This window comes from Photobacterium sp. TY1-4, assembly GCF_025398175.1.
GTDB lineage: Bacteria > Pseudomonadota > Gammaproteobacteria > Enterobacterales > Vibrionaceae > Photobacterium.
In genome coordinates, this window is the sequence record NZ_CP099734.1 from 2,993,181 (window position 1) to 3,015,736 (window position 22,556).

At 58.1% G+C, this 22,556-nt stretch carries 15 protein-coding genes; 12 read left to right on the forward strand and 3 right to left on the reverse strand.

The annotated features are described in order from the left end of the window. Positions 1–8 precede the first annotated feature (8 nt). The 7 genes from gltB (at position 9) to NH461_RS13965 (ending at position 9,829) form a co-directional block, all read left to right on the forward strand. A complete protein-coding gene (gene gltB / locus NH461_RS13935) occupies positions 9–4,472 on the forward strand; it encodes a glutamate synthase large subunit (protein WP_261600927.1) in 4,464 nt (1,487 codons plus the stop codon). A gap of 13 nt (positions 4,473–4,485) precedes the next feature. Then, positions 4,486–5,898 (forward strand): FAD-dependent oxidoreductase, encoded by a 1,413-nt coding sequence (locus tag NH461_RS13940; protein ID WP_261600928.1) that lies wholly within the window; start codon positions 4,486–4,488, stop codon positions 5,896–5,898. 121 nt (positions 5,899–6,019) lie between these two features. After that, positions 6,020–6,718 (forward strand): 5'-methylthioadenosine/S-adenosylhomocysteine nucleosidase, encoded by a 699-nt coding sequence (gene mtnN, locus NH461_RS13945; protein ID WP_261600929.1) that lies wholly within the window; start codon positions 6,020–6,022, stop codon positions 6,716–6,718. After that, the gene (locus tag NH461_RS13950) at positions 6,718–7,674 is read left to right on the forward strand and encodes a cobalamin biosynthesis family protein (protein ID WP_261600930.1); all 957 of its coding nucleotides are present in this window, start codon (positions 6,718–6,720) and stop codon (positions 7,672–7,674) included. Before mtnN ends, NH461_RS13950 begins: the two co-directional genes overlap by 1 nt. A 2-nt stretch (positions 7,675–7,676) precedes the next feature. Then, positions 7,677–8,498, forward strand: coding sequence for a vitamin B12 ABC transporter substrate-binding protein BtuF (btuF, locus tag NH461_RS13955; RefSeq protein ID WP_261600931.1), 822 nt, complete (start codon positions 7,677–7,679; stop codon positions 8,496–8,498). 132 nt (positions 8,499–8,630) lie between these two features. Beyond that, the gene (locus NH461_RS13960) at positions 8,631–9,242 is read left to right on the forward strand and encodes a TRIC cation channel family protein (RefSeq protein ID WP_261600932.1); all 612 of its coding nucleotides are present in this window, start codon (positions 8,631–8,633) and stop codon (positions 9,240–9,242) included. A 170-nt stretch (positions 9,243–9,412) separates the two neighbouring features. After that, on the forward strand, positions 9,413–9,829 hold the full coding sequence (locus tag NH461_RS13965; RefSeq protein WP_261600933.1) for a VOC family protein: 417 nt from the start codon (positions 9,413–9,415) through the stop codon (positions 9,827–9,829). A gap of 95 nt (positions 9,830–9,924) precedes the next feature. On the opposite strand, the gene tyrS is transcribed toward NH461_RS13965, so the two are convergent. Beyond that, on the reverse strand, positions 9,925–11,112 hold the full coding sequence (tyrS, locus tag NH461_RS13970) for a tyrosine--tRNA ligase (protein ID WP_261600934.1): 1,188 nt from the start codon (positions 11,110–11,112) through the stop codon (positions 9,925–9,927). A 129-nt stretch (positions 11,113–11,241) separates the two neighbouring features. Here tyrS and NH461_RS13975 point away from each other — a divergent pair, with 129 nt between their 5' ends. Next, positions 11,242–12,561, forward strand: a complete 1,320-nt coding sequence (locus tag NH461_RS13975; protein ID WP_261600935.1) for a peptidoglycan DD-metalloendopeptidase family protein — start codon at positions 11,242–11,244, stop codon at positions 12,559–12,561. A gap of 210 nt (positions 12,562–12,771) precedes the next feature. On the opposite strand, the gene erpA is transcribed toward NH461_RS13975, so the two are convergent. Further along, positions 12,772–13,113: an iron-sulfur cluster insertion protein ErpA gene (gene erpA, locus NH461_RS13980; protein ID WP_261600936.1), complete on the reverse strand. Its 342-nt coding sequence runs from the start codon at positions 13,111–13,113 to the stop codon at positions 12,772–12,774. A 60-nt stretch (positions 13,114–13,173) separates the two neighbouring features. Then, positions 13,174–14,577 (reverse strand): H(+)/Cl(-) exchange transporter ClcA, encoded by a 1,404-nt coding sequence (gene clcA, locus NH461_RS13985; RefSeq protein WP_261600937.1) that lies wholly within the window; start codon positions 14,575–14,577, stop codon positions 13,174–13,176. A 247-nt stretch (positions 14,578–14,824) separates the two neighbouring features. On the opposite strand from clcA, the gene hemL reads away from it, so the two are divergent. The 4 genes from hemL (at position 14,825) to NH461_RS14005 (ending at position 22,344) form a co-directional block, all read left to right on the forward strand. After that, complete coding sequence (gene hemL / locus NH461_RS13990) at positions 14,825–16,120, forward strand: glutamate-1-semialdehyde 2,1-aminomutase (RefSeq protein WP_261600938.1); 1,296 nt, start codon at positions 14,825–14,827, stop codon at positions 16,118–16,120. 322 nt (positions 16,121–16,442) lie between these two features. Next, on the forward strand, positions 16,443–17,492 hold the full coding sequence (locus tag NH461_RS13995) for an AI-2E family transporter (RefSeq protein ID WP_410000113.1): 1,050 nt from the start codon (positions 16,443–16,445) through the stop codon (positions 17,490–17,492). 110 nt (positions 17,493–17,602) lie between these two features. Beyond that, the gene (gene rsmC, locus NH461_RS14000) at positions 17,603–18,622 is read left to right on the forward strand and encodes a 16S rRNA (guanine(1207)-N(2))-methyltransferase RsmC (protein WP_261600940.1); all 1,020 of its coding nucleotides are present in this window, start codon (positions 17,603–17,605) and stop codon (positions 18,620–18,622) included. A 326-nt stretch (positions 18,623–18,948) separates the two neighbouring features. Further along, positions 18,949–22,344 (forward strand): response regulator, encoded by a 3,396-nt coding sequence (locus tag NH461_RS14005; RefSeq protein WP_261600941.1) that lies wholly within the window; start codon positions 18,949–18,951, stop codon positions 22,342–22,344. The last annotated feature ends 212 nt before the right edge of the window (positions 22,345–22,556 follow it).

The window sequence follows — 22,556 nt, forward strand, 5'->3', positions numbered from 1 at the left end:
GAGTTGCAATGACACTGTATGACCCAACGCTGGAAAAGGATAACTGTGGCTTTGGTTTAATCGCCCATATTGAAGGCGAAACCAGTCATAAACTCGTCCGAACAGCCATATCCGCATTGGATCGTATGACCCACCGTGGCGGGATTGCCGCAGACGGCAAAACCGGTGACGGCTGTGGCTTACTGATGAAGAAGCCGGACAGTTACTTTCGCACCGTCGCCGAAGAAGCGGGCTGGAAGCTGGCCCGTGAATATGCCGTCGGGATGATTTTCCTCAGTCAGGATCCCGTCAAGGCCGAGCAGGCCCGGACCATTGTCAACGAAGAGCTGGCCAAAGAAACCCTGTCGATCGTCAGCTGGCGCGAAGTCCCGGTCAATCCGGCCGTGCTGGGCCCGATCGCCACCGAATCCCTGCCGCAAATCGAGCAGGTGTTTGTCAATGCCCCGGCAGGCTGGAAGCCTCGCGATGTCGATCGCCGCCTCTATATGGCCCGTCGCCGGATTGAAAAACGCATCGACAGCGATCCGGACTTTTATATCTGTAGTCTGTCGACTCAGGTCACCGTCTATAAAGGCCTGTGTATGCCGGCCGACCTGCCGAAGTTTTACCGGGATCTGGGCGATATCCGCCTGGAATCTTCCATTTGTCTGTTCCACCAGCGGTTTTCCACCAACACCCAGCCGCGCTGGCCGCTGGCCCAACCGTTCCGCTATCTGGCGCACAACGGGGAAATCAACACCATCGCCGGGAACCGCCAGTGGGCGCGGGCGCGGGCGTATAAGTTCTCCTCCCCGCTGCTGCCGGATTTGCAAAACGCCGCGCCGTTCGTCAACGAAACCGGCTCCGACTCGTCAAGCTTAGATAACATGCTGGAGCTGTTCCTGTCCGGCGGAATGGATCTGTTCCGCGCCATGCGGATGCTGGTGCCGCCGGCCTGGCAGAACCACCCGGATATGGATCCGGCCCTGCGTGCCTTCTACGATTTCAACACCATGCACATGGAGCCGTGGGACGGACCGGCCGGGATCGTGATGTCCGACGGCCGCTATGCCGCCTGTAACCTCGACCGCAACGGCCTGCGCCCGGCGCGCTATGTGATCACCAAAGACAAGCTGATCACCCTGGCCTCAGAAGTCGGGATCTGGGACTACGCCCCGGATGAAGTGGCAGAGAAAGGCCGGGTCGGACCGGGCGAATTACTGGTGATCGACACCAAATTCGGCAAGATCTGGCATTCCGCCGATATTGATAACGATCTCATGGGCCGCCACCCGTACAAAGAGTGGATGGACAGCCATGTCAAACGCCTGGTGCCGTTTGAAGAGCTGGGCGACGATCAGGTCGGCAGCCGCTCGCTGGACGATCAGGAGCTGGGCACCTACCAGAAACTGTTCGGGATCAGCAACGAAGAGCTGGACCAGGTGCTGCGCGTGGTCGGTGAAAACGGCCAGGAAGCCACCGGCTCCATGGGCGATGACGCCCCGATGGCAGTGCTGTCTTCCAAAGAGCGCTCGGTGACCGACTACTTCCGCCAGATGTTTGCCCAGGTCACCAACCCGCCGATTGACCCGCTGCGGGAGAAGCACGTGATGTCGCTGGCGACCTGTATCGGCCGGGAAATGAACGTCTTCTGCGAAACCGACGGCCACGCCCATCGGGTGGCATTCAAATCGCCGATCCTGCTGTATTCCGATCTGGTGCAGCTGCTGGAGCTGGACAACCAGTTCTACCGCAACAGCATCATCGACATTAACTACGATCCACGCGATAAAGATCTCAAGCAGGCGATTGTCGATGTCTGCGATCAGGCTCAGCGTCTGGTCGAGAGCGGCACCGTACTGGTGGTGCTTTCCGATCGCGGGATCAATTCGGACAAACTGCCGATCCCGGCTGCCATGGCCGTCGGTGCGGTCCAGACCCGTCTGGTCGAGGCCAATCTGCGCTGCGACGCCAACATCGTCGCTGAAACGGCCACGGCCCGCGATCCGCACCAGTTTGCGGTGCTGCTCGGCTTTGGCGCGACAGCGATTTACCCGTACCTGGCCTATGAGTCGCTGGGCAAGCTGGTCGACAGCGGTGCCATCAGCAAGCCGTACCGCGAAGTGATGGTGAACTACCGCGACGGCATGAACAAAGGCCTGTACAAGATCATGTCGAAAATGGGGATCTCCACCATTGCCTCTTACCGCTGCTCGACCCTGTTTGAAGCGGTCGGCCTGAGCGAAGACGTGGTAGATCTCTGTTTCCGTGGTGTCTCAAGTCGCATCGCCGGTGCCGACTTTGGCGACTTCCAGCAGGACCTGTTCAACTTGTCCCGCCGGGCCTGGCTCAAGCGCAAGCCGATCGACAACGGTGGCCTGCTCAAGTACGTCCATGGCGGGGAATTCCACGCCTACAACCCGGATGTTGTCGGCACTTTGCAACAAGCGGTCAAAACCGGGGACTATCAGGATTACCTGGCCTTTGCCAAAGAGGTTAACGAACGCCCGGTGGCGGCGATCCGCGACCTGCTCAAGCTCAAAACTTCAGACAACCCGCTGGATATCGACTGCGTGGAAGCAGCCACCGAGCTGTATCAGCGCTTCGATTCTGCGGCGATGTCCATCGGCGCTCTGAGTCCGGAAGCGCACGAAGCGCTGGCCATTGCCATGAACCGTCTCGGCGGCTTCTCCAACTCCGGCGAAGGCGGGGAAGATCCGCGCCGGTTCAACACCGAGCGCAACTCACGGATCAAACAGGTGGCTTCCGGCCGCTTCGGGGTCACCCCGCACTATCTGGTCAATGCCGATGTGCTGCAAATCAAAGTGGCTCAGGGTGCCAAGCCCGGTGAGGGCGGTCAGCTGCCGGGTCACAAAGTGACCACGGAGATTGCCAAGCTGCGCTATGCGGTGCCGGGGGTGACGTTGATTTCACCACCGCCGCACCACGACATCTACTCGATTGAAGATCTGGCCCAGCTGATTTTCGACCTCAAGCAAGTCAATCCGAAAGCCATGGTGTCCGTCAAGCTGGTGTCCGAGCCCGGGGTCGGCACCATTGCCACCGGGGTCGCCAAAGCCTATGCCGATCTGATCACCATTTCCGGCTACGACGGCGGCACCGGGGCCAGCCCGCTGACCTCGGTCAAATATGCCGGCAGCCCGTGGGAGCTCGGCCTGGCGGAAACCCAACAGGCACTGGTCGCCAACGGCCTGCGCCATAAGATCCGCCTGCAAGTCGACGGCGGCCTGAAGACTGGATTAGATGTGGTCAAAGCCGCGATCCTGGGGGCAGAAAGCTTCGGTTTCGGCACCGCGCCGATGGTCGCACTGGGCTGTAAATACCTGCGCATCTGCCACCTCAACAACTGTGCCACCGGCGTGGCCACTCAGGATGAGAAGCTGCGCCGCGACTTCTTCAAAGGCCTGCCGGAGCAGGTAATGAACTACTTCATCGGTCTCGGCCAGGAAGTGCGGGAGCTGCTGGCCCAGTTGGGCGTGGAGAAGCTGACCGACCTGATCGGCCGGACCGATCTGCTGTCTGTGCTCGAAGGTCATACCGCCAAGCAAAGCAAGCTGATGCTCAACGGTCTGCTGCATGCGCCGACGCCGGTTGAAGGGAAAACGCTCTATTGCAGCGAGCCGAATACCCCGTTTGATCAGGCTGAACTCAGCAATGCCCTGCTTGAAGCCGCGCTCCCCGCGATTGAGAGCCGCAGCGGCGCCGATCTCTACTTTGAGATCCGCAACACCGATCGTTCGATTGGTGCCCGTTTGTCCGGCGAAATTGCCCTGCGCTACGGCAATCAGGGCATGGCCGGCCAGCCGATCAATATCCACCTGTCCGGCACCGCCGGTCAGTCGTTCGGGGTCTGGAATGCCGGCGGCCTGAATCTGCTACTGACCGGGGATGCCAATGACTACGTCGGGAAAGGCATGACCGGCGGGAAAATCAGCATCCGTCCGCCCGTCGGTTCGGCCTTCAAATCCAATCAGGCCACCATTGTCGGCAACACCTGCCTGTATGGTGCAACCGGTGGCAAGTTCTTCGCTGCCGGCACCGCCGGAGAGCGGTTTGCGGTGCGCAACTCAGGCACCATCGCAGTGGTCGAAGGCGCCGGCGATAACGCCTGTGAGTACATGACCGGCGGGATCGTGGCCATCCTCGGCAAAACCGGAGTCAACTTCGGCGCCGGGATGACCGGTGGCTTTGCCTATATTCTGGATGAAAACGGCGACTTTGCCGGTCGGGTCAACCCGGAGCTGATTGAGGCGCTGCCGCTGGACGGACTCAAGATCCACCAGGAGCACCTGCGCGGGCTGATCGCCAGCCATCTGGAAGAAACCGGATCGAGCCGGGCACAGGAAATCCTGGCCGATTTTGACCAGTGGATCCCACGGTTCTACCTGGCCAAGCCGAAGTCTGCCGACGTAAATACCCTCTTGGGTCACCAAAGCCGCTCTGCCGCAGAGCTGCGCGTTCAAGCTCAATAAGGAGGGAAGCCGTATGAGCCAGAACATTTACCAGTTCATTGATGTCGCGCGGGTGGATCCGGCGAAAAAGCCGCTCAACATTCGTAAGATTGAATTTGTCGAAATCTACGAGCCATTTACCCAGCAGCAGGCCGGTGCTCAGGCCGACCGCTGCCTCGGCTGCGGTAATCCGTATTGTGAATGGAAGTGCCCGGTCCACAACTACATTCCGCAGTGGCTGAAACTGGCCAATGAAGGCCGGATCATTGAAGCCGTGGAGCTGTCGCACCAAACCAACACCCTGCCGGAGGTCTGCGGCCGGGTCTGCCCGCAGGATCGGCTGTGTGAAGGCGCTTGTACCCTCAATGACGATTTTGGCGCCGTCACCATCGGGAATGTCGAGAAGTATATTACCGACAAGGCGTTCGAGATGGGCTGGAAGCCGGATATGTCTGCCGTCGAATGGACCGACAAGAAGGTCGCCATCATCGGTGCCGGACCGGCGGGCCTTTCCTGTGCCGACATCCTGGTCCGCAACGGCGTCAAACCCGTGGTGTTTGATCGCTACCCGGAAATCGGCGGCCTGCTGACCTTCGGCATCCCGTCGTTCAAGCTGGAAAAAGAGGTGATGATCAACCGTCGCAGGATCTTCACCGACATGGGCGTTGAGTTCCGCCTCAATACCGAAGTCGGCAAAGATATCGAGATGGCCCAGTTGCTTGCAGAGTATGATGCGGTCTTCCTCGGCGTCGGCACCTACAAAAACATGCGCGCGGGTCTGGCCAACGAAGATGCCCCGGGCGTCTACGATGCGCTGCCGTTTCTGATCTCCAATACCTACCGGGTGATGGAACTGGAAGACAGCCCTGAATTTATCGACATGCGCAATCAAAAAGTCGTGGTCCTCGGCGGCGGGGATACCGCCATGGACTGTGTCCGCACCTCGATCCGTCAGGGCGCGAAAAACGTGATCTGCGCCTATCGCCGGGACGAAGCCAACATGCCGGGCTCCAAGCGGGAAGTCAAAAATGCCCGCGAGGAAGGCGTGAAGTTCATGTTCAACCTTCAACCGCTCAGCATTGAGCTGAACGAGCACGGCCGGGTCAGCGGCGTCAAGGTGGTGAAAACCGCCCTCGGTGAGCCCGATGAAGCCGGACGACGCCGTCCGGAGCCGGTCGAAGGCAGCGAGCATGTGCTGTCGGCCGATGCGGTGATCATGGCCTTTGGTTTCCAGCCTCACGCTATGCCGTGGCTGGCCGCCCATGATGTTGAACTGGATCAATGGGGACGGATCAAGGCACCGAAAGCGGGGGCTTTTGCCTTCCAGACCAGCAATGCCAAAATCTTCGCCGGCGGCGACGCCGTCCGCGGCTCGGATCTGGTGGTCACGGCCATCGACGAAGGCCGCAAGGCCGCCGAAGGGATCCTCGATTACCTCGACGTTTAAACCGCCGCAAGGAACGACAACGGGAATGGCCGTCAGTGCCATTCCCGTTTTTTATTTGGTACAATTTGCCCATTCTGACTCCCGTCCGGGAGCTTCAATTGACTTAGATGAGAACGAATCCATGAAGATCGGCATTATTGGTGCGATGGAACAAGAAGTGGCCATCCTGAAAGCACAACTGACCCACTGCGACACCCACACCAAGGCAGGTTGTACTTTCTATACCGGAACCCTGAACGGTGCCGATGTGGTGTTACTCCAATCCGGCATTGGTAAAGTCGCTGCGGCTGTGGGGACTGCGGTGCTGCTTGAAATATTCCAGCCGGATGTCGTCCTCAATACCGGCTCTGCCGGTGGTTTCGACAGCTCACTGAATGTCGGCGATGTGGTGATCTCAACCGAAGTACGCTACCACGATGCCGATGTGACGGCTTTTGGTTACGAAATCGGTCAGATGGCGCAGCAACCAGCCGCGTTCATCTCAGATGCCAAACTGATGGATGTTGCCGAGCAGGCACTTGCCGCGCTGGGCGACACGCACGCAGTCCGTGGCCTGATCTGCACCGGGGATGCTTTCGTCTGCTCTGCCGAGAAACAAGCCTTCATCCGTGACCACTTCCCAAGCGTGGTGGCGGTTGAAATGGAAGCGGCAGCCATTGCCCAGGCCTGTCATCAGTTCGACGTCCCGTTTGTGGTGGTACGTGCCATTTCAGATGTTGCTGACAAAGAATCGCCAATGAGCTTCGAAGAATTCCTGCCGCTGGCGGCGAAAAGCTCATCAGCCATGGTCAGCAAGATGGTGGAGCTGCTGAATCAGTAATGAACGAGCTGCTGGCGGTTCTGAATACCCATCACACCCTGCTGGTCTTGTGGGGCGCTTTGGTGATGCAATGGTTGCTCCCGATCCCGGGGGCGCTGCATCCATTGCAGTTCTGGCCGTTGATCGCGCAACGGATTGCCGAGCGGGTCAACCATCCGGACGAGTCCCGCCAGCAACAACTGCTCGCCGGCAGTCTGGCCTGGCTGCTGATGTGGCTGACCGTGCTGGTGCTGCTGATCGCCGTCGATCAGTTGGTATGGATTGAAAGTATCTATCAGCTGATCCTGCTGTGGCTGGCACTGGACTGGCGCAACACCCTGCAATTTAGCAAGCGCTTTATCCGCGCCTACAGCCGCGAAGATAAAGCCTATTGCCGCCAGTTACTCGAATCACCGCTCAATCGCGACACCCGTAATCTCTCGCTGCTCGGCCTGGGCAAGGCCGGGGCCGAAACTCAGCTGATGGCCTATGGTCGCCTGGTCGCGGGAGTGCTGTTCTGGTTCGCGTTGACCGGCGGGATCGGGGCCCTGATGTACCGCCTGGCGGTCAGTCTGGCCCGTACCTGGTCGCCCAGCCGCACCGAGTACCACGCCTTTGGTTTACCGGCGGTACGGATTCTGGCGGTGCTCGATATTATTCCGTTGCGCCTGTTTGCCCTGTTGATTTGTGTCGGCCATAACGGCAAAACTGCCCTGCAGGGAGTCCGCCAGCAAGGGGAGAACTGGCTGTTGCCCGGCCCCGGCTGGCTGCTGGCCGCCACCAGCCATAAACTCTCGCTGTCCCTGGGCGGCCCGGCCATCTATAACAGCCGTAAAATGGAGCGTCCGCGCCTCGGCGGCCCCATCGCTCCGGCAGCTTTGCACCTGAGTCAAATCAACCTGATGGTCAACCGCCGGCTGATTGTCTGGGTCATCATTCAGAGCGTGCTGCTCATTCTCATGCAAGGAGTCGCCTGACCGTGCGCCTGATTATTAGTGTCTTGCTGCTGTTGCCAGCCAGCCTGCTGGCCGCACCCGCCGAACGGGTGATCAGCCTCTCGCCTCACACCACCGAGCTGGCGTATGCCGCCGGGCTGGGTGACAAGCTGGTCGCCGCCAGCGACTACAGCGACTATCCGGAAGCAGCCAAATCCCTCGAGCGCGTTGCCAATTACCGGGGGATCAAACTCGAGCGCATTATAGCCCTGAAACCGGATTTAATTCTGGCCTGGCAAGGGGGCAATCCGCCGCGGGAAATGGCCAAGCTGGAGCAGTTGGGACTGAACGTCTTTTACTCCAACCCTAAAGCACTGGAAGACATTCCGCAGACCCTCGAAGCGCTCGGACAATATGCCGCCACACCCGCACAGGCCCACCAGAAAGCCGCCGCATTTCGGGAAAAGCTGCAGCAACTGGATGCCCGCTATCGCCAGCAACGGCCGGTGCGTTATTTCTACCAGCTCAGTGCGTCCCCGATGATCACCGTCGCTGGCAACAACTGGCCCAGCCAGGTCTTCAACCACTGCGGCGGCGAGAATATTTTTGCAGACAGCAAAGCCGCCTACCCGCAAGTTTCCGAAGAGCAGGTCGTCGTCCGCCAGCCGGAAGTGATTTTCGGCACGCCCCACGCCGGTACCCAAACCGGCCTGTGGCAGAAGTGGGACGGCAAGCTTCCGGCGGTCAATCATCAGCATATTTACAACCTGGAAGCCGACTGGCTCAACCGGCCAACCCCGCGCACGATTCAGGCGGTAGAGCAGGTTTGCCACTATCTCGAGCAGGTACGGCAGGACAAGCCATAACCATCGGACCCGTGCCGACGCAATTCCCTGTGAATAAGGTCACAAAGCACGCGCAGTAAGTTGTACCATTTACATTTCGCCGTACAATCTCAGCCGATTTTTATTCTGACTTCGCAGCGCTTAGGGACAGACATGCTTATCTACTTTCTTGATATGTTCGGCACCGCCATTTTTGCCATTTCCGGCGTATTACTGGCGGGCCGGTTACGGATGGATCCATTCGGCATTGTTGTGCTGGCCAGCGTGACCGCCATTGGCGGCGGCACCATCCGCGATATGGCGCTGGGCGCAACTCCGGTATTCTGGATCACCGATACCAATTATCTGTGGGTGATCTTCATCACCTGTCTGGTCGCGATTATCGCCATCCGCAAACCCCGGCAAATGCCCTGGTACTTCCTCCCGGTTGCCGATGCCATCGGTCTGGCGGTGTTTGTTGCCATCGGCGTTGAGAAAGCGCTGCGATTTGGTGCCACCCCGATGGTGGCGGTCATCATGGGGGTCATGACCGGCTGTGGCGGCGGGGTGATCCGGGATGTGCTGGCGCGTGAAATCCCGATGGTGCTGCGAACCGAAGTCTATGCGACGGCCTGTATTCTGGGCGGCATTGTCCATACCACCGCCCTGCAGCTCAACGCCGATGTGAATGTTGCCACCCTGGCCGGGATCGCGACGACCCTGACGATCCGACTGGCCGCGATTCGTTGGCATTTATCCCTGCCGACGTTTGCGCCCCGAAACTGATCTGCCTCGCAAACCGTCGTCCATCGTTGCATTCTACCTCATTAAAACCGCCACTCCTGGCGGTTTTCTTTATCCTTCCCCACCATAAATAAACAAAAAACTTTATTTATCAAAAATGGCGGCTATGGTTATTAGTAAATAAAAAACATTACTAATAATTCGGAGGCACCATGATCCCCTACGTCGAACATGCCAATCTCACCGTGACCGATATTGACCAGACCATCGCGTTTCTGCAAACCGCCCTGCCTGCTTTTCAAGTGCGCCATCGCGGACAAACCGACACTTACCCATGGTGTCATATCGGCACCGAAACCAGTTATCTCGCGCTCCAGGGAGTCACGGACCGTACCGACACTGATCGCGCCCCCTACCGGGACAGCGGTATCAACCACATCGGCCTGGTCACCGAAGATGTGGACGGGGTCAGAGCTCGGCTTCTGGCGGCGGGATATCAGGAAAATGAGCTCGCAACAGACCATCCCTGGCGCAAGCGGATCTACTTCTGGGATCCCAACGGGATTGAATGGGAGTTTATTGAATATCTCAGTGAAAATCCGAGCGAGCGCAACGATTATCGCCTGTAATCATGATCAGCTGTAATGCAAGCGTTCCAAAACCACAGGCATGAAAAAAGGCGCCGAGGCGCCTTTTGAAATTGTTTGATGGGATATGGACTGAATTACTTCAGGGTCACCCGGGCAAATTTACGTTTACCGACCTGGTACACGGCAGTCCCTGCCGCCGGAACCAGCTTGGTATCTTCAATCTTATCGCCGTCCATCTTAGCCGCGCCCTGGCGAATCATGCGCATCGCATCTGATGTCGAGTTCACCAGACCCGCTTCTTTCAGCAGGTTCGTAATCGCCATCCCGGCTTCGAATTCGAACTCCGGCATTTCATCGGGCATCGCACCTTTCTGGAAACGGTTGATGAATTCCTGCTCTGCGGCATCAGATTCCGCCTCAGAGTGGAAGCGGGCAATAATCTCTTTGGCCAGCAAGATCTTGATATCGCGCGGGTTCTTCCCATTGGCAATATCAGTTTTGAACTGGTCGATTTCTTCCAGCGGGCGGAAAGACAGCAGTTCGTAGTAGTTCCACATCAAATCGTCAGAAATCGACATGATCTTACCGAACATTTCACTTGGTGATTCTGCAATCCCGATATAGTTGTTCGCCGACTTGGACATCTTCTTCGTGCCGTCCAGGCCCACCAGCAGCGGCAACGTCAGCACCACCTGCGGCTTCTGACCATTGGCTTTTTGCAGCTCGCGGCCCATCAGCAGGTTGAACTTCTGATCGGTCCCGCCCAGCTCAACATCGGTTTCCATGGCGACCGAGTCATAGCCCTGCAGCAGCGGATACATAAATTCATGGATCGCAATCGGGCGGCCTTCGTTGTAACGCTTTTTAAAGTCGTCACGTTCCAGCATCCGGGCAACCGTCTGGTTGGCCGCCAGGCGGATCATCCCTTCGGCACCCAGGTCGGACAGCCAGCTCGAGTTAAATTCAATCTTGGTTTTTGCCGGGTCCAGGATTTTAAACACCTGCTCTTTGTACGTTTCTGCATTGCGCAGTACGTCTTCGCGAGTCAGCGGCGGGCGCGTGGTGTTCTTCCCGGTCGGATCACCGACCATCCCGGTGAAGTCACCAATCAGGAAGGTCACATCGTGGCCCAGCTCCTGAAATGTACGCAGCTTATTCAGAATTACCGTATGGCCAAGGTGAATATCCGGAGCCGTTGGGTCAGCACCCAATTTAATACGTAATGGACGGTTCTCTTTTAACTTGGCAATCAGCTCTTCTTCCGGAATCAGTTCATCGACACCGCGCTTGATCTCAGCTAGGGCTTTTTCAATGCTGGCCATTCTTGTTCGCTCCCACAGAATTGGCAAAAAAGTGATAATTGACCATCTTACTTGAATAGAGATGTTTTTTGAAACCAGTTAAACTTGCTGTTGTCTTATTTTTCCATTTTCGTAAAAAAATACCAATTCATGCTAGTATCGAAACTTCGCCGTCTGCCAAGGATGCACCAGATTCTGATCACTGCGCTGAGTGCGCTGGTGGTCGTGCTGCTCCTGGTCCCGGGCACAGAACATCAGGGACATCCGGAGCGAAAGTTTGAAGTGGGCAAACTTTACCCGCTCGATATCGATGTCAACGCCAACCAGCTTCGACCGATGGCGGGAGATGAAAAGCCGGTGGTCCCGGAGTTAAAGTGGAAAAATCACACCGTCAAATCCGGTGAAAGCCTGGCCGTCGTATTCGATCAGGTCGGCCTCTCCCCCCGAGCCCTGTTTCAGGTCGTCAATGCCGATGAAGGTACCAAAACGCTGTCCCACCTGCGCCCCGGCGATATCCTCAAGTTCGGCTTTGATGAGAACAATGAACTCATTCAGCTCATTCAACCCAAAAGCGGCACCGAGACGCTGGTGATCACCCGGGCCGGGGACAGTTACCACTCCCGTACCGACAGCAAAACCATCGATACCCGGGTTAACTTTGCCCGGGCCATCATTACCTCCAGTTTCTGGAATGCCGCCGAGCAAGCGGGACTGACCCCGAACCAGATCATGGAGCTGGCCGGAATTTTCGGCTGGGACGTCGACTTCGCCCTGGATATCCGTCAGGGCGACAGCTTCTCGGTCCTGTTTGAAGAGCAGTTTGTCGAAGGCGAGCTGATCGGCCGCGGCAATATTCTGGCTGCCACCTTCACCAACCTGGGTGAAACCTTTACCGCCGTGCGCAGTAAAGACGGCAACTATTACGACGCCGACGGCCGCGCCATGCGCAAGGCCTTCCTGCGCTCGCCAATCAACTTCCGCTATGTCAGCTCCAATTTCAACCCGCGCCGCCTACATCCGGTCACCGGAAAGGTCAAAGCACACCGTGGCACCGACTATGTCGCGCCAGTGGGCACCCCAATCTGGGCTGCCGGGGACGGCGTGGTCATGAAGTCCGGCTATAACCAGTTTAACGGCAACTATGTGTTTATTCGCCACAGCTCGACCTATATCACCAAGTACCTGCACATGACCAAGCGCAAGGTGAAAACCGGTGAACGGGTCAAACAGGGACAGACGGTCGGCACCTTGGGCAGCACCGGGCGGGTGACGGGTGCCCACCTACACTACGAATTCCTGGTCAATGGCGTGCACAAGAATCCACGTACCGTCAAACTGCCGGAAGCGCAGTCGCTGAAAGGGGCTGAGCGCACCCAGTTTAAGAAGTTTGCAGCCGAGCGGCTGGGACAGCTTTCCCAGTTCAGCCAGTTCCTGGCAGACAACAGCACGCTGGTCACCAACCGCAGTTAAACGCTGCGGCAAGACCTACAAAAAAACCGTCACCTGTAAGGGGGACGGTTTTTTTATGTTTACCAGCGCGGCCGGGGCCGGGCTCGCCATACTTTGGTCCTGCATTACGCCTTAGTACTACGACTGTATTGCACCTTGGGATGACAAACGACCTTGGCATGACCTGCTGTAAAGCACGACATGCCGAAAAGTATTACACGCTGAAAAGTATTACACGCTGAAAGACGCGCCGCAGCCACACGTGGTAGTGGCATTCGGGTTGTCGATGAAAAAGCGCGAACCTTCCAGACCTTCAGTGTAATCGACAGTTCCGCCGATCAGGTACTGCAGGCTCATCGGGTCAACCACCAGGGTCACCCCACTGTTCTCAATCGTGGTGTCGCCTTCATTCACTTTTTCATCGAACGTGAAGCCATACTGGAAACCGCTACATCCGCCACCTGTGATGTACACACGCAGTTTCAGTTCCGGGTTTTCTTCCTCGGCGATTAGCGCTTTGACTTTATTCGCTGCAACATCAGAAAAATTCAGCGGCAAATTGGCATCGCTCATTAAAAACCTCTCAAACAGATACGGGAGTTGATCTGATTATCTAATACCTGACTGACGCGTTCAAGTATTGACCACCGCGTGTCCACTTCTTTGCGCGATTTTTTCCTGCGCCATCTTGCGGTGCAGCAATTGTGAATAGATCGGCCGACCCCCGAGCACCTGCGCCAGCATGGTCGCGCCCAAGGTAGTAATGATCAGCGGCAGGATCAGATGGTAGTTGTTGGTCATCTCTATCACCAGCAGGATCCCGGTGATCGGCGCCCGCACCGTGGCGGCAAACAGCGCTCCCATCCCGGCAATTGCAAACATTCCCGGCTCCAGCGCCAAGTCCGGAAACAACTGCTGGGCCAGCACGCCGAACGCGGTCCCGAACAGGGTCCCGAGCGCCAACATCGGCGCGAAAATCCCCCCCGGCGCGCCGGAGCCAAAGCACAGCAGGGTGGTCACCACCCGGCCGAGAAACAGCAACAACAACAGATCCATACTGTAATCTCCCCGGGTCGCGCTCGGGATCAAGGCGATCCCGCCCCCGGTCAGCTCCGGCAAATACAGCAGCATCAGACCAAAACAACCGCCCAGCAGGCTGCCGATCACTACGGGACGGCCGCGTCGCCCGCGGTAGAGCCGGTTATATCCGTCCTGCGCCAGCGTGACCAGGCGGTTGAACACCACACCGAAGATCCCGAATGCCATCCCGAGCAATAAAAACAGCCACAACGCATTCAGCTCCGGCGCGGCATACTGCGGCATGGTGATCACTGCATCCTGCCCCTGGAGGCTGCGAAACACAATATTGGCCACAACGGCAGAGATCAGCACACATTTAATTGAGATCAGGCTGTAGCGGAACTGGGGCCGCATCTCCTCGACCACAAACATGATCCCCGCCAGCGGAGCATTGAATGCCGCCGCCAGTCCCCCGGCGGCCCCGGCGGCCAGCAGGGCATGCTGACCTTCATGATCCTTGAGCCGGAACAGATCGGCCACCATCCGGCCGAGGTTGCCGCCCATCTGCACCGACGGGCCTTCCCGGCCCAGCACCATGCCCGAGCCCAGCGCCCCTAATCCGCCGATAAACTTCACCGGCAGCACCCGCCACCAGCGCACCGGCCGAATATCATCCATCGCGCCTTCAATTTCAGGGATCCCAGAACCGGCAGCTTCCGGCGCAAACCGCTGCACCAGCCAGTAGCCGACCCATGCCAGAGCGGCGCTGATCAAAAATGCCGCCAGCCACAGCGGCAAGGTGCTGCTGAGCACATCCCGCAGCCAGGCCGTGCGCTGGCCCGACACCCAGTGAACGGTGATTTCAAACAAGGTCGCCATCAGACCGGCAGCCAACCCCACCAGCGCCGAAATAAACAGCACAGAAACCGGGGTTTTATCGCGCGCGAGAAAGCGCCGCACCAGCCCGCTGGGCTGCAGGGGTTCGGGCGCCGAAGCGTCTTGGGTGTTATCAGTCATGAATCAGCCGTTATGTTGCACAGGTTGCCCGGACAGGGCAGCAGGAAGGGGTCTACGTATCCAAAAGAATATCCGAGCCGGTCACAGTTTCATATCATCAATGTTGCAAACTAGTTTTCCATTTGTATTGGCATTCGGCCCAACGTCTTAACGGCTCACAATCCGGGAATTCATTCGCCAAGTTCCCGGAAGATTAGGTACAATGCCGGGCATTCAAATCCGATCATAATGGAAACAGGACAGCACAATGAGCAAGTCAGCAGATCTATTTGCCCAAGCACAGAAGACGATTCCTGGCGGTGTGAACTCTCCCGTCCGCGCCTTTGCCGGTGTCGGTGGCAGCCCGCTATTTATTGAACGCGCCGACGGTGCCTACATCTTTGATGCTGACGGCAAAGCCTATATCGACTATGTCGGCTCATGGGGTCCGATGATCCTGGGTCACAACCATGTCGCGATCCGCGATGCCGTGATCAACGCAGCCCAGCAGGGCTTGAGCTTCGGCGCGCCGACGGAAATGGAAGTGATCATGGCCGAGCTGGTCTCCACACTGGTACCGTCGATGGAGATGGTCCGTATGGTCAGCTCCGGGACCGAAGCCACCATGAGTGCCATCCGCCTGGCGCGCGGCTTTACCAACCGCGACAAAATCGTCAAATTCGAAGGCTGCTACCACGGCCACGCCGACTGCCTGCTGGTCAAAGCCGGCTCCGGCGCCCTGACGCTGGGTCAGCCAAGCTCTCCGGGGGTTCCGGCTGATTTCGCCAAGCACACCCTGACTTGCACCTACAACGACTTAGATTCTGTGCGCGAAGCCTTTGCCACCCACCCGCAGGACATCGCCTGTATCATTGTTGAACCGGTGGCCGGGAACATGAACTGTATCCCACCGGTCCCGGGCTTCCTGGAAGGCCTGCGCGCGATCTGTGATGAGTTCGGCGCCCTGCTGATCCTGGATGAAGTCATGACCGGCTTCCGTGTTTCAGAAGGCGGCGCGCAAGGCTACTACAACATCAAACCGGATCTGACCACGCTGGGTAAAGTCATTGGCGGCGGTATGCCGGTCGGTGCCTTTGGCGGCCGTCGTGAAGTGATGGAATATGTCGCGCCAACCGGCCCGGTCTACCAGGCAGGGACCCTGTCCGGCAACCCGGTTGCCATGGCTGCTGGCCATGCGTGTCTGAGCGTGCTGACTCAGGAAGGTAACGAGAAGCGCCTGGCCAATACCACCAAGCGTCTGGCAGACGGCTTCAAGGCCCTGGCAGAGAAACACGGCATTGCCCTGCAAACCAATCAGGTCGGCGCGATGTTCGGCTTCTTCTTCACCGATCAGCCAAGCGTCACCACCTTCAGCGACGTCTCCAAGTGTGACATCGAACGCTTCAAGCGCTTCTTTAACCTGATGCTGGAAAAAGGCGTTTACCTGGCACCGTCGGCTTATGAAGCTTGCTTTACTTCCCTGGCGCACGGCGACAAGGAAATTGACGCCACACTGGAAGCGGCAGATTACGCATTTGCCGTCCTGGCGCAAGAAGCCGCCTGATCCGCCTCCCGGCTGATCGCACCAACACAGCGCCGCCTTCGGGCGGCGATGTTGATCGCATCTCGTGCCAACGCTACTGCCAGTAGTATACGGCCAGTCCGACCAGGAGCAGCACCACCCACAGCGCCGGATGCGCCCGTCGCTTTTTGTTGGTTTTACATCCGCAATCGCAACATCCCATCGTCCGCACCTCTCAAAAAGATTTAATTTACAAAAGATTGCCACTCCGAAGCACCAATGCAATCATACAACTAGTTCCGTATTCAAAACAGGAAGGATTGCCATCGTGTCTACCCCGTTCAGAGCTGAGTCACGCCACTGGATGCTTATCGCAGCCCTGGTCCTGGCGGCCTACGCCAGCTATCGGCTGATCGAGCCCTATCTCGGCCCCATTGTGATGGCCTTTATTATTTCCCTGCTCTACTACCCGCTGCACACCCGGGTGGAGCGGAAACTGCCGGCCCACCCCAATGCCGCCGCGATGCTCTCGTGCACCCTGCTCACGGTAATGATCGTGATCCCGGTATTGGTCGTCTTTACCTCGATCATCCAGCAGGGCTCGACCTTCTCAAAAGAGAGCTACCAATGGCTGACCTCCGGCGGGGCCAAAGAGGTCTTGTCGCACCCGGTGACGGTCAAAGCGCTGGCGCTGATTGAAGAATACTCACCGTTCGAGCCCCTCGATGCCCAGGCCATCCTCCAGAAAGTGGCGGCCGCCGCCTCCAAGTTCGGTGCCCAGTTGCTCAACATCAGTGCCCGTTTGCTCGGCGATGCCACCAACTTCGTCCTCAGCTTCATGCTGATGCTGTTTGTGCTGTTTTTCCTGTTGCGGGATCATAAAAAAATGGTCACGGCGCTGCGCCACGTGATCCCACTGTCACGCAGCCAGGAAGACGCCGTCCTGAGCGAAGTCGAGCAAGTTGCCAAATCAGCGGTCCTGGGCTCTTTCCTGACCGCCCTGGCACAAGGGATCGCCGGTGGCTTTGCCATGTGGGTTGCCGGTTTCCCGGGCTTGTTCTGGGGTTCGATGATGGCCTTCGCCTCCTTTATTCCGGTGGTCGGTACCGCCCTGATCTGGCTGCCGGCGGCGCTGTATCTGTTGCTGGTCGGCCAGTGGCAGTGGAGCCTGTTCCTGGTGGGCTGGGGCGTCATCGTCGTCGGCTCGATCGACAATTTCCTCCGTCCGCTGTTGATGCAGGGCAACTCCGGCATGAACACCCTGTTGATCTTCCTGTCCATCCTCGGCGGCCTGCACCTGTTCGGCCTGATTGGCCTGATCTACGGCCCGGTTATCTTTGCCGTCACCCTGGTGCTGTTCAAGCTCTATGAGGTGGAATTTCACGACTTCCTGGCCAACCAGGACAAGAACTGAGCCTGCTCCCCCGCAACAGCGCCGTCCTCCGGCGCTGTTCACCTTTCCATCTATGGTGATTTGTGGAACAATTCGCGCCCAGAATTCCGCAAGACTAGACTGAGGCCACGATGTCCTATACTGCTGCAAGCCAGGTGGTTGCCCGCCAGCTTGAGTTTTTTGAGAACCGCAACGTGCTTGTGATCGGCGAGCTTGCCGATACCTTCCCGCTGGAACTGACCCAAGTGGCCAGCGCTGTGGCAGTATTTACCACCCACTACGGCTACTACCGCCAGATGCAGCGCCACAGCCAAATCGACGCCTATTTCGGCGCCGAGCTGACCGCCGACATCCAGTGCGACATGGTCCTGATGTACTGGCCCAAAGCCAAGGCTGAAGCCGAGTACCTGCTCACCATGGTGCTGAGCAAATTCGGTCCGGGCACGGAAGTGTGTATCGTGGGCGAGAACCGCAGTGGCGTACGCAGCGCCGAGAAGCTGTTCCAGTCGCTGGGCAGCCTGAACAAATATGATTCCGCACGGCGCTGCAGTTTCTACTGGGGCCGCTGTGAGCAGGCACCAGACGCATTCACCCTGAGTGACTGGTTCCGCAGCTATGATGTCAATGTCGCCGGTACCGCGCTGACCATTCGCTCGCTGCCGGGCGTGTTCAGTCACGGCGAGTTTGACCGGGGCTCCGAGCTGTTGCTCGAAACGCTGCCGCCGCTGAGCGGCAAAGTGCTGGACTTTGGCTGCGGTGCCGGGGTCATCGGCGCGGTGATGAAAACCCGCAATCCGGCCATCGACCTGGAGCTGTGTGATGTCAGTGCCCTGGCGATTGAATCAGCCCGCGAAACCTTCCGGGTCAACCAGCTCGAGGCAACCTTTACCCCGACAGACGTCTACGCCGCGCTGAGCGGGCCGTATGATTACCTGATCAGCAACCCGCCGTTCCATGCCGGGCTGAAAACCTTCTATACCGCGACGGAAACTTTCATCGCCGAAGCGCCGAACTACCTGACCCCGAACGGTCAGATGATTATTGTAGCTAACAGCTTCCTGCGTTACCCGCCGCTGATCGAAGCCAGCCTGGGCCAATGCGACACCCTGGCAAGCACCAACAAATTCAATATTTACGCTGCGAAAAAATAATCGCACCGGGCTGAGTAGATGCTCAGCCCTCTCACTCAATCCGCTGTAAAAAACGTCATTTATGGCAAACTTCGGACAAAAACGGCTCATCTTACCGTTAACTTTGTCAAATATGTGTTACAGAACACGCTTCCTGCGCCACTTCCTTGAACACTCAAAAAAACTCAGTATAACAGGGGGATCTGGCTGTTTTTTCAGGGCGCCCGTGTTCGGCATCCGCGACAAATACGTCAAAACAGCCCACAGATAACCTCAGTTCTGACGGAAGTTGCGACACGTTTCGCGCACTTCGTCTCGTATCTATCAGGTGAATTTCAGGCACAGGCATGCAGAAAACAGCCCGTTTTAAACGACTTCAGCATACCCTTATGCTGGCCTTTCTCGTTCTCAGTATTACCCCGCTGACCCTGTCAGCCCTCTTTTTCCTCAACTCCCATACCAATGATCTGATCGAGCAAAGCACCAACCATCTGGCCTCGCTGTTGGAGAACAAGCAAAAGCAGCTCAACAGTTACTTTGCCGCCCGCGAGTCTGAAGTCCAGAGCTTCGCCCGCTCAGAGCTGGCCAATGCCAGCGGCGGTCGCTTTTACGGCCTGGTCGGCGCCTATCACCAACTGGGGGATATCGACACGCTGATCAAAGGCGTCGGCAACCGCCGCTACTTTACCGACACCCTGACCGCCAAAACCGACAACAACAGCTACAGCGGCAACTATGTCGGCCACGAACGCTACCGGCTGATGTACAAGCGCTATAACTGGGCTTACGCTGAATATCTCAAACGCTCGGACTTTACCGATATCCTGCTGGTCGATCTCGACGGCAATATCGTCTACTCCGCCAGTAATCCGGACAAATTCAGCCTCAACCTGGCATCGAGCGCCTCGCCGTACCCGGCGCTGCACCAGACCTTCACCACTATCCGAGATAAAACCCGTCAGGCCCAACGGGAGCCCGAGCAGGTGCCGGTGGTCTTTACCGACTTCAGTACGGCCACTGTAACCGGCGAGCATGCGGCCTGGTTTGCCGCCCCGATCATCCAGCAGGGCTACCTGCACAGCTATGTCTTCTTCCGGCTCGACAACCAGTCCATCAGCGGGTTGATCACCGACACCGGTCCCCATGCCAGCCATATCCAGACCCTGCTGGTCGGCGGCGATCATCACGCCCGCCTGCCGGGCAGCCCGTCTCAGCCGAGTGACCTGTCGAGCCCGAGTATCGATCAGGCCCTCAGTGGTGAGCGCGGTGTGGGCAGCTTTTTAAACTTCAACCAAATCCCGGTGCTCAGCGCATTCGCCCCGGTGGATGTGCTGGGCAACACCTGGGCCCTGGTGATTGAGCTGCCGGAAGAAGAGGCCTTTGCCCGGGTTCATCAGCTGGAGAAAATCTTTGCCGGGGCCATGCTCACTGCCATTGCGCTGGTGATCATCGCCTCGCACTGGCTGTCGAACTCCATCACTGCCCCGCTGCTACGCCTGACCTGGGCCGCAGAGCAAGTCTCGGCTGGGGATATGGACCAGACCATCAGCAGTACCGAACGCGGTGATGAAATTGGCCGCCTGGCCGTGAGTTTTTCCCGGATGCAGCGCTCGATCCGTGAAAAAATCACCCTGATCCGGGAGCAAAATACCGAGCTGGAACACAACCTGCAGGTGATCCGCCAACAGAATGATGAGCTCCAGACCGCCGATAAACTCAAAGATGAGTTCCTGGCGACCACCTCCCACGAACTGCGCACCCCGCTGCACGGGATGGTCGGGATAGCCGAATCCCTGCTGGCCGGTGCCAGCGGCCCGATCCAACCCGCCCAGCGCCGCCAACTGGAAATGATCATCAACAGCGGCCAGCGCCTGACCAACCTGGTCGATGATCTGCTCGACTACCACAAAATGCGTTACGGCGATCTGACTATCGAGAAGCAAGCGGTCGATCTGGCGTCTGCCGTCCGCCTGGTGCTGGAGCTTTCCAGCCACCTGCTCGGCAGCAAGCCAATCCGGATCATCAACCAGATCCCCGACCACTTGCCGCTGGTGCTGGGGGATGAGCAACGGCTCGAACAAGTGCTTTATAACCTGGTCGGCAATGCCATTAAGTACACCTCGGAAGGCAAAATCATCCTGTCCGCCACGGTGCTGGATCACCAGGTCCGGATCCAGGTGGTCGACACCGGCCAGGGGATCCCGCCAGAGCAACTCGAGCATATTTTTGAGCCGCTGATCCAGGCCAATACCCAATCCGGCCACTACCGCCAGGGCGCCGGGCTGGGCTTATCCATCAGTCGGCAGCTCATTGAGCTGATGGGCGGTCGGCTCTATGTCAGCAGCCAGCCGATGGTCGGGGCGACGTTCAGTTTCACCCTCAACCTCGCCTCGGAAGCCGACATCGTCGACAGCCGGCAGGCCAGCGCCTGCAAACATTTCCAGCTCCCCGCGCTGGAAACGGCCACTTGCGACAGCCAGGATTTGCCGGAAAACCCGGATGGGGAACTACTGCTGGTCGTCGATGACGAGCCGGTCAACCTGCAGATCCTTAATAACTTCCTACGCCTGGAAGGCTACCGGGTCCTGACCGCCGACAACGGGCGCGAGGCCATGACACTGGTCGACACCGAACAGCCTGCCCTGATCCTGCTCGATATCATGATGCCGGAAATGTCCGGCTATGAAGTGTGCCACCAGCTACGGCAACGCCATTCGCTGATTGAGCTGCCGATCATCATGCTCTCGGCCCTGGGGCAGGTCCAGGATCGGATCAAGGGATTTGAATCCGGTGCCAACGACTACCTGACCAAGCCGTTCAACAAAGAAGAGCTCGTCGCCCGCATCCATGCCCACCTGCAGGCCGGGAAGACGGAAATCCAGCGCCAGAAGAATCAGGCGCTGGAGCAGGAAATTCAGCGCCGGGAGGCCGTGGAAGCCGGCCTGCTGGAAGCCCAGAGCCGTCTGCTGGGCCTGCTCGAATCGACCCAGGAGGCCATTCTGTGTATCCGCCAGGACGGTCGGATCCGCTATGCCAACAGTGCTGCCGGCAAGCTGCTGCAGCGGGCGCCGGAGCAGCTCGAACGCCATTGCATTGATGATTTTCTGGCGACCCACCTGCCGGAAGAGATCAACACCAACCACCATTACCACGGCCACCTGCTGTTCCGCTGTGGCGAGACCATGACGGGATTGGAAACCGATGTCATCCATCTGCCGGAAAGTTCCGGCCTGCAACGGATGCTGATAATCGATCACCACGGCCCCACCACCCGACAGCGCATTGAAATGCTGGAAAACGCCATTGAAGTGATCTGCGGCTTTGCCGCCGACGGGGATCGCAGCAACCTGCAGCAACTGCGCGAATTGGGTGAGGAATTTACCCATCTGGCCGATCGCCTGGACGGCAAAGAGCAGGAGAAAGCCGAGACCATCCGCGCCCTGCTGGTCGAAACCATGAAGGCCACGCTCCGGTACTGGGAAGATGCGACGCAAAAAACCAAGTTCGAATTAGCTGAAGAAAGCGGCCTGTGGCGGGTCTATCTCGACCGCAGTACGCTGCAAACCCGGACGCTGGACAAATACCTGCACCAGGAAACCCTGCCCAAATCGCCGCGCTGGCGCACAGTGCTGAACACCATCGATTTCGTTCTGGAGCGTTGCCATAGCACATCGGCAACCACCGCAGAGCGCCATCAGCTCGAGCACATGAAAGAGCAGCTCCAGCAGCTCCTGAGCGCCTGATCCGGGCAGCCCAGACCGCCACACACCATATCAGCAGCCCCCGTTTCCGGGGGCTTTCGCCAGCCCTGAAAACCATTTTTTAATCCCGATAATTAAGCTGGAACACCGGCTGAACACCCCCGAGTTCCTCCCCGATAAAGCACAGAAAATCCGCTTAAAAAAAGCACAATCACCGCCAAACCTGAGACCCAAGCGCGAGAAAGCCGGGTCTG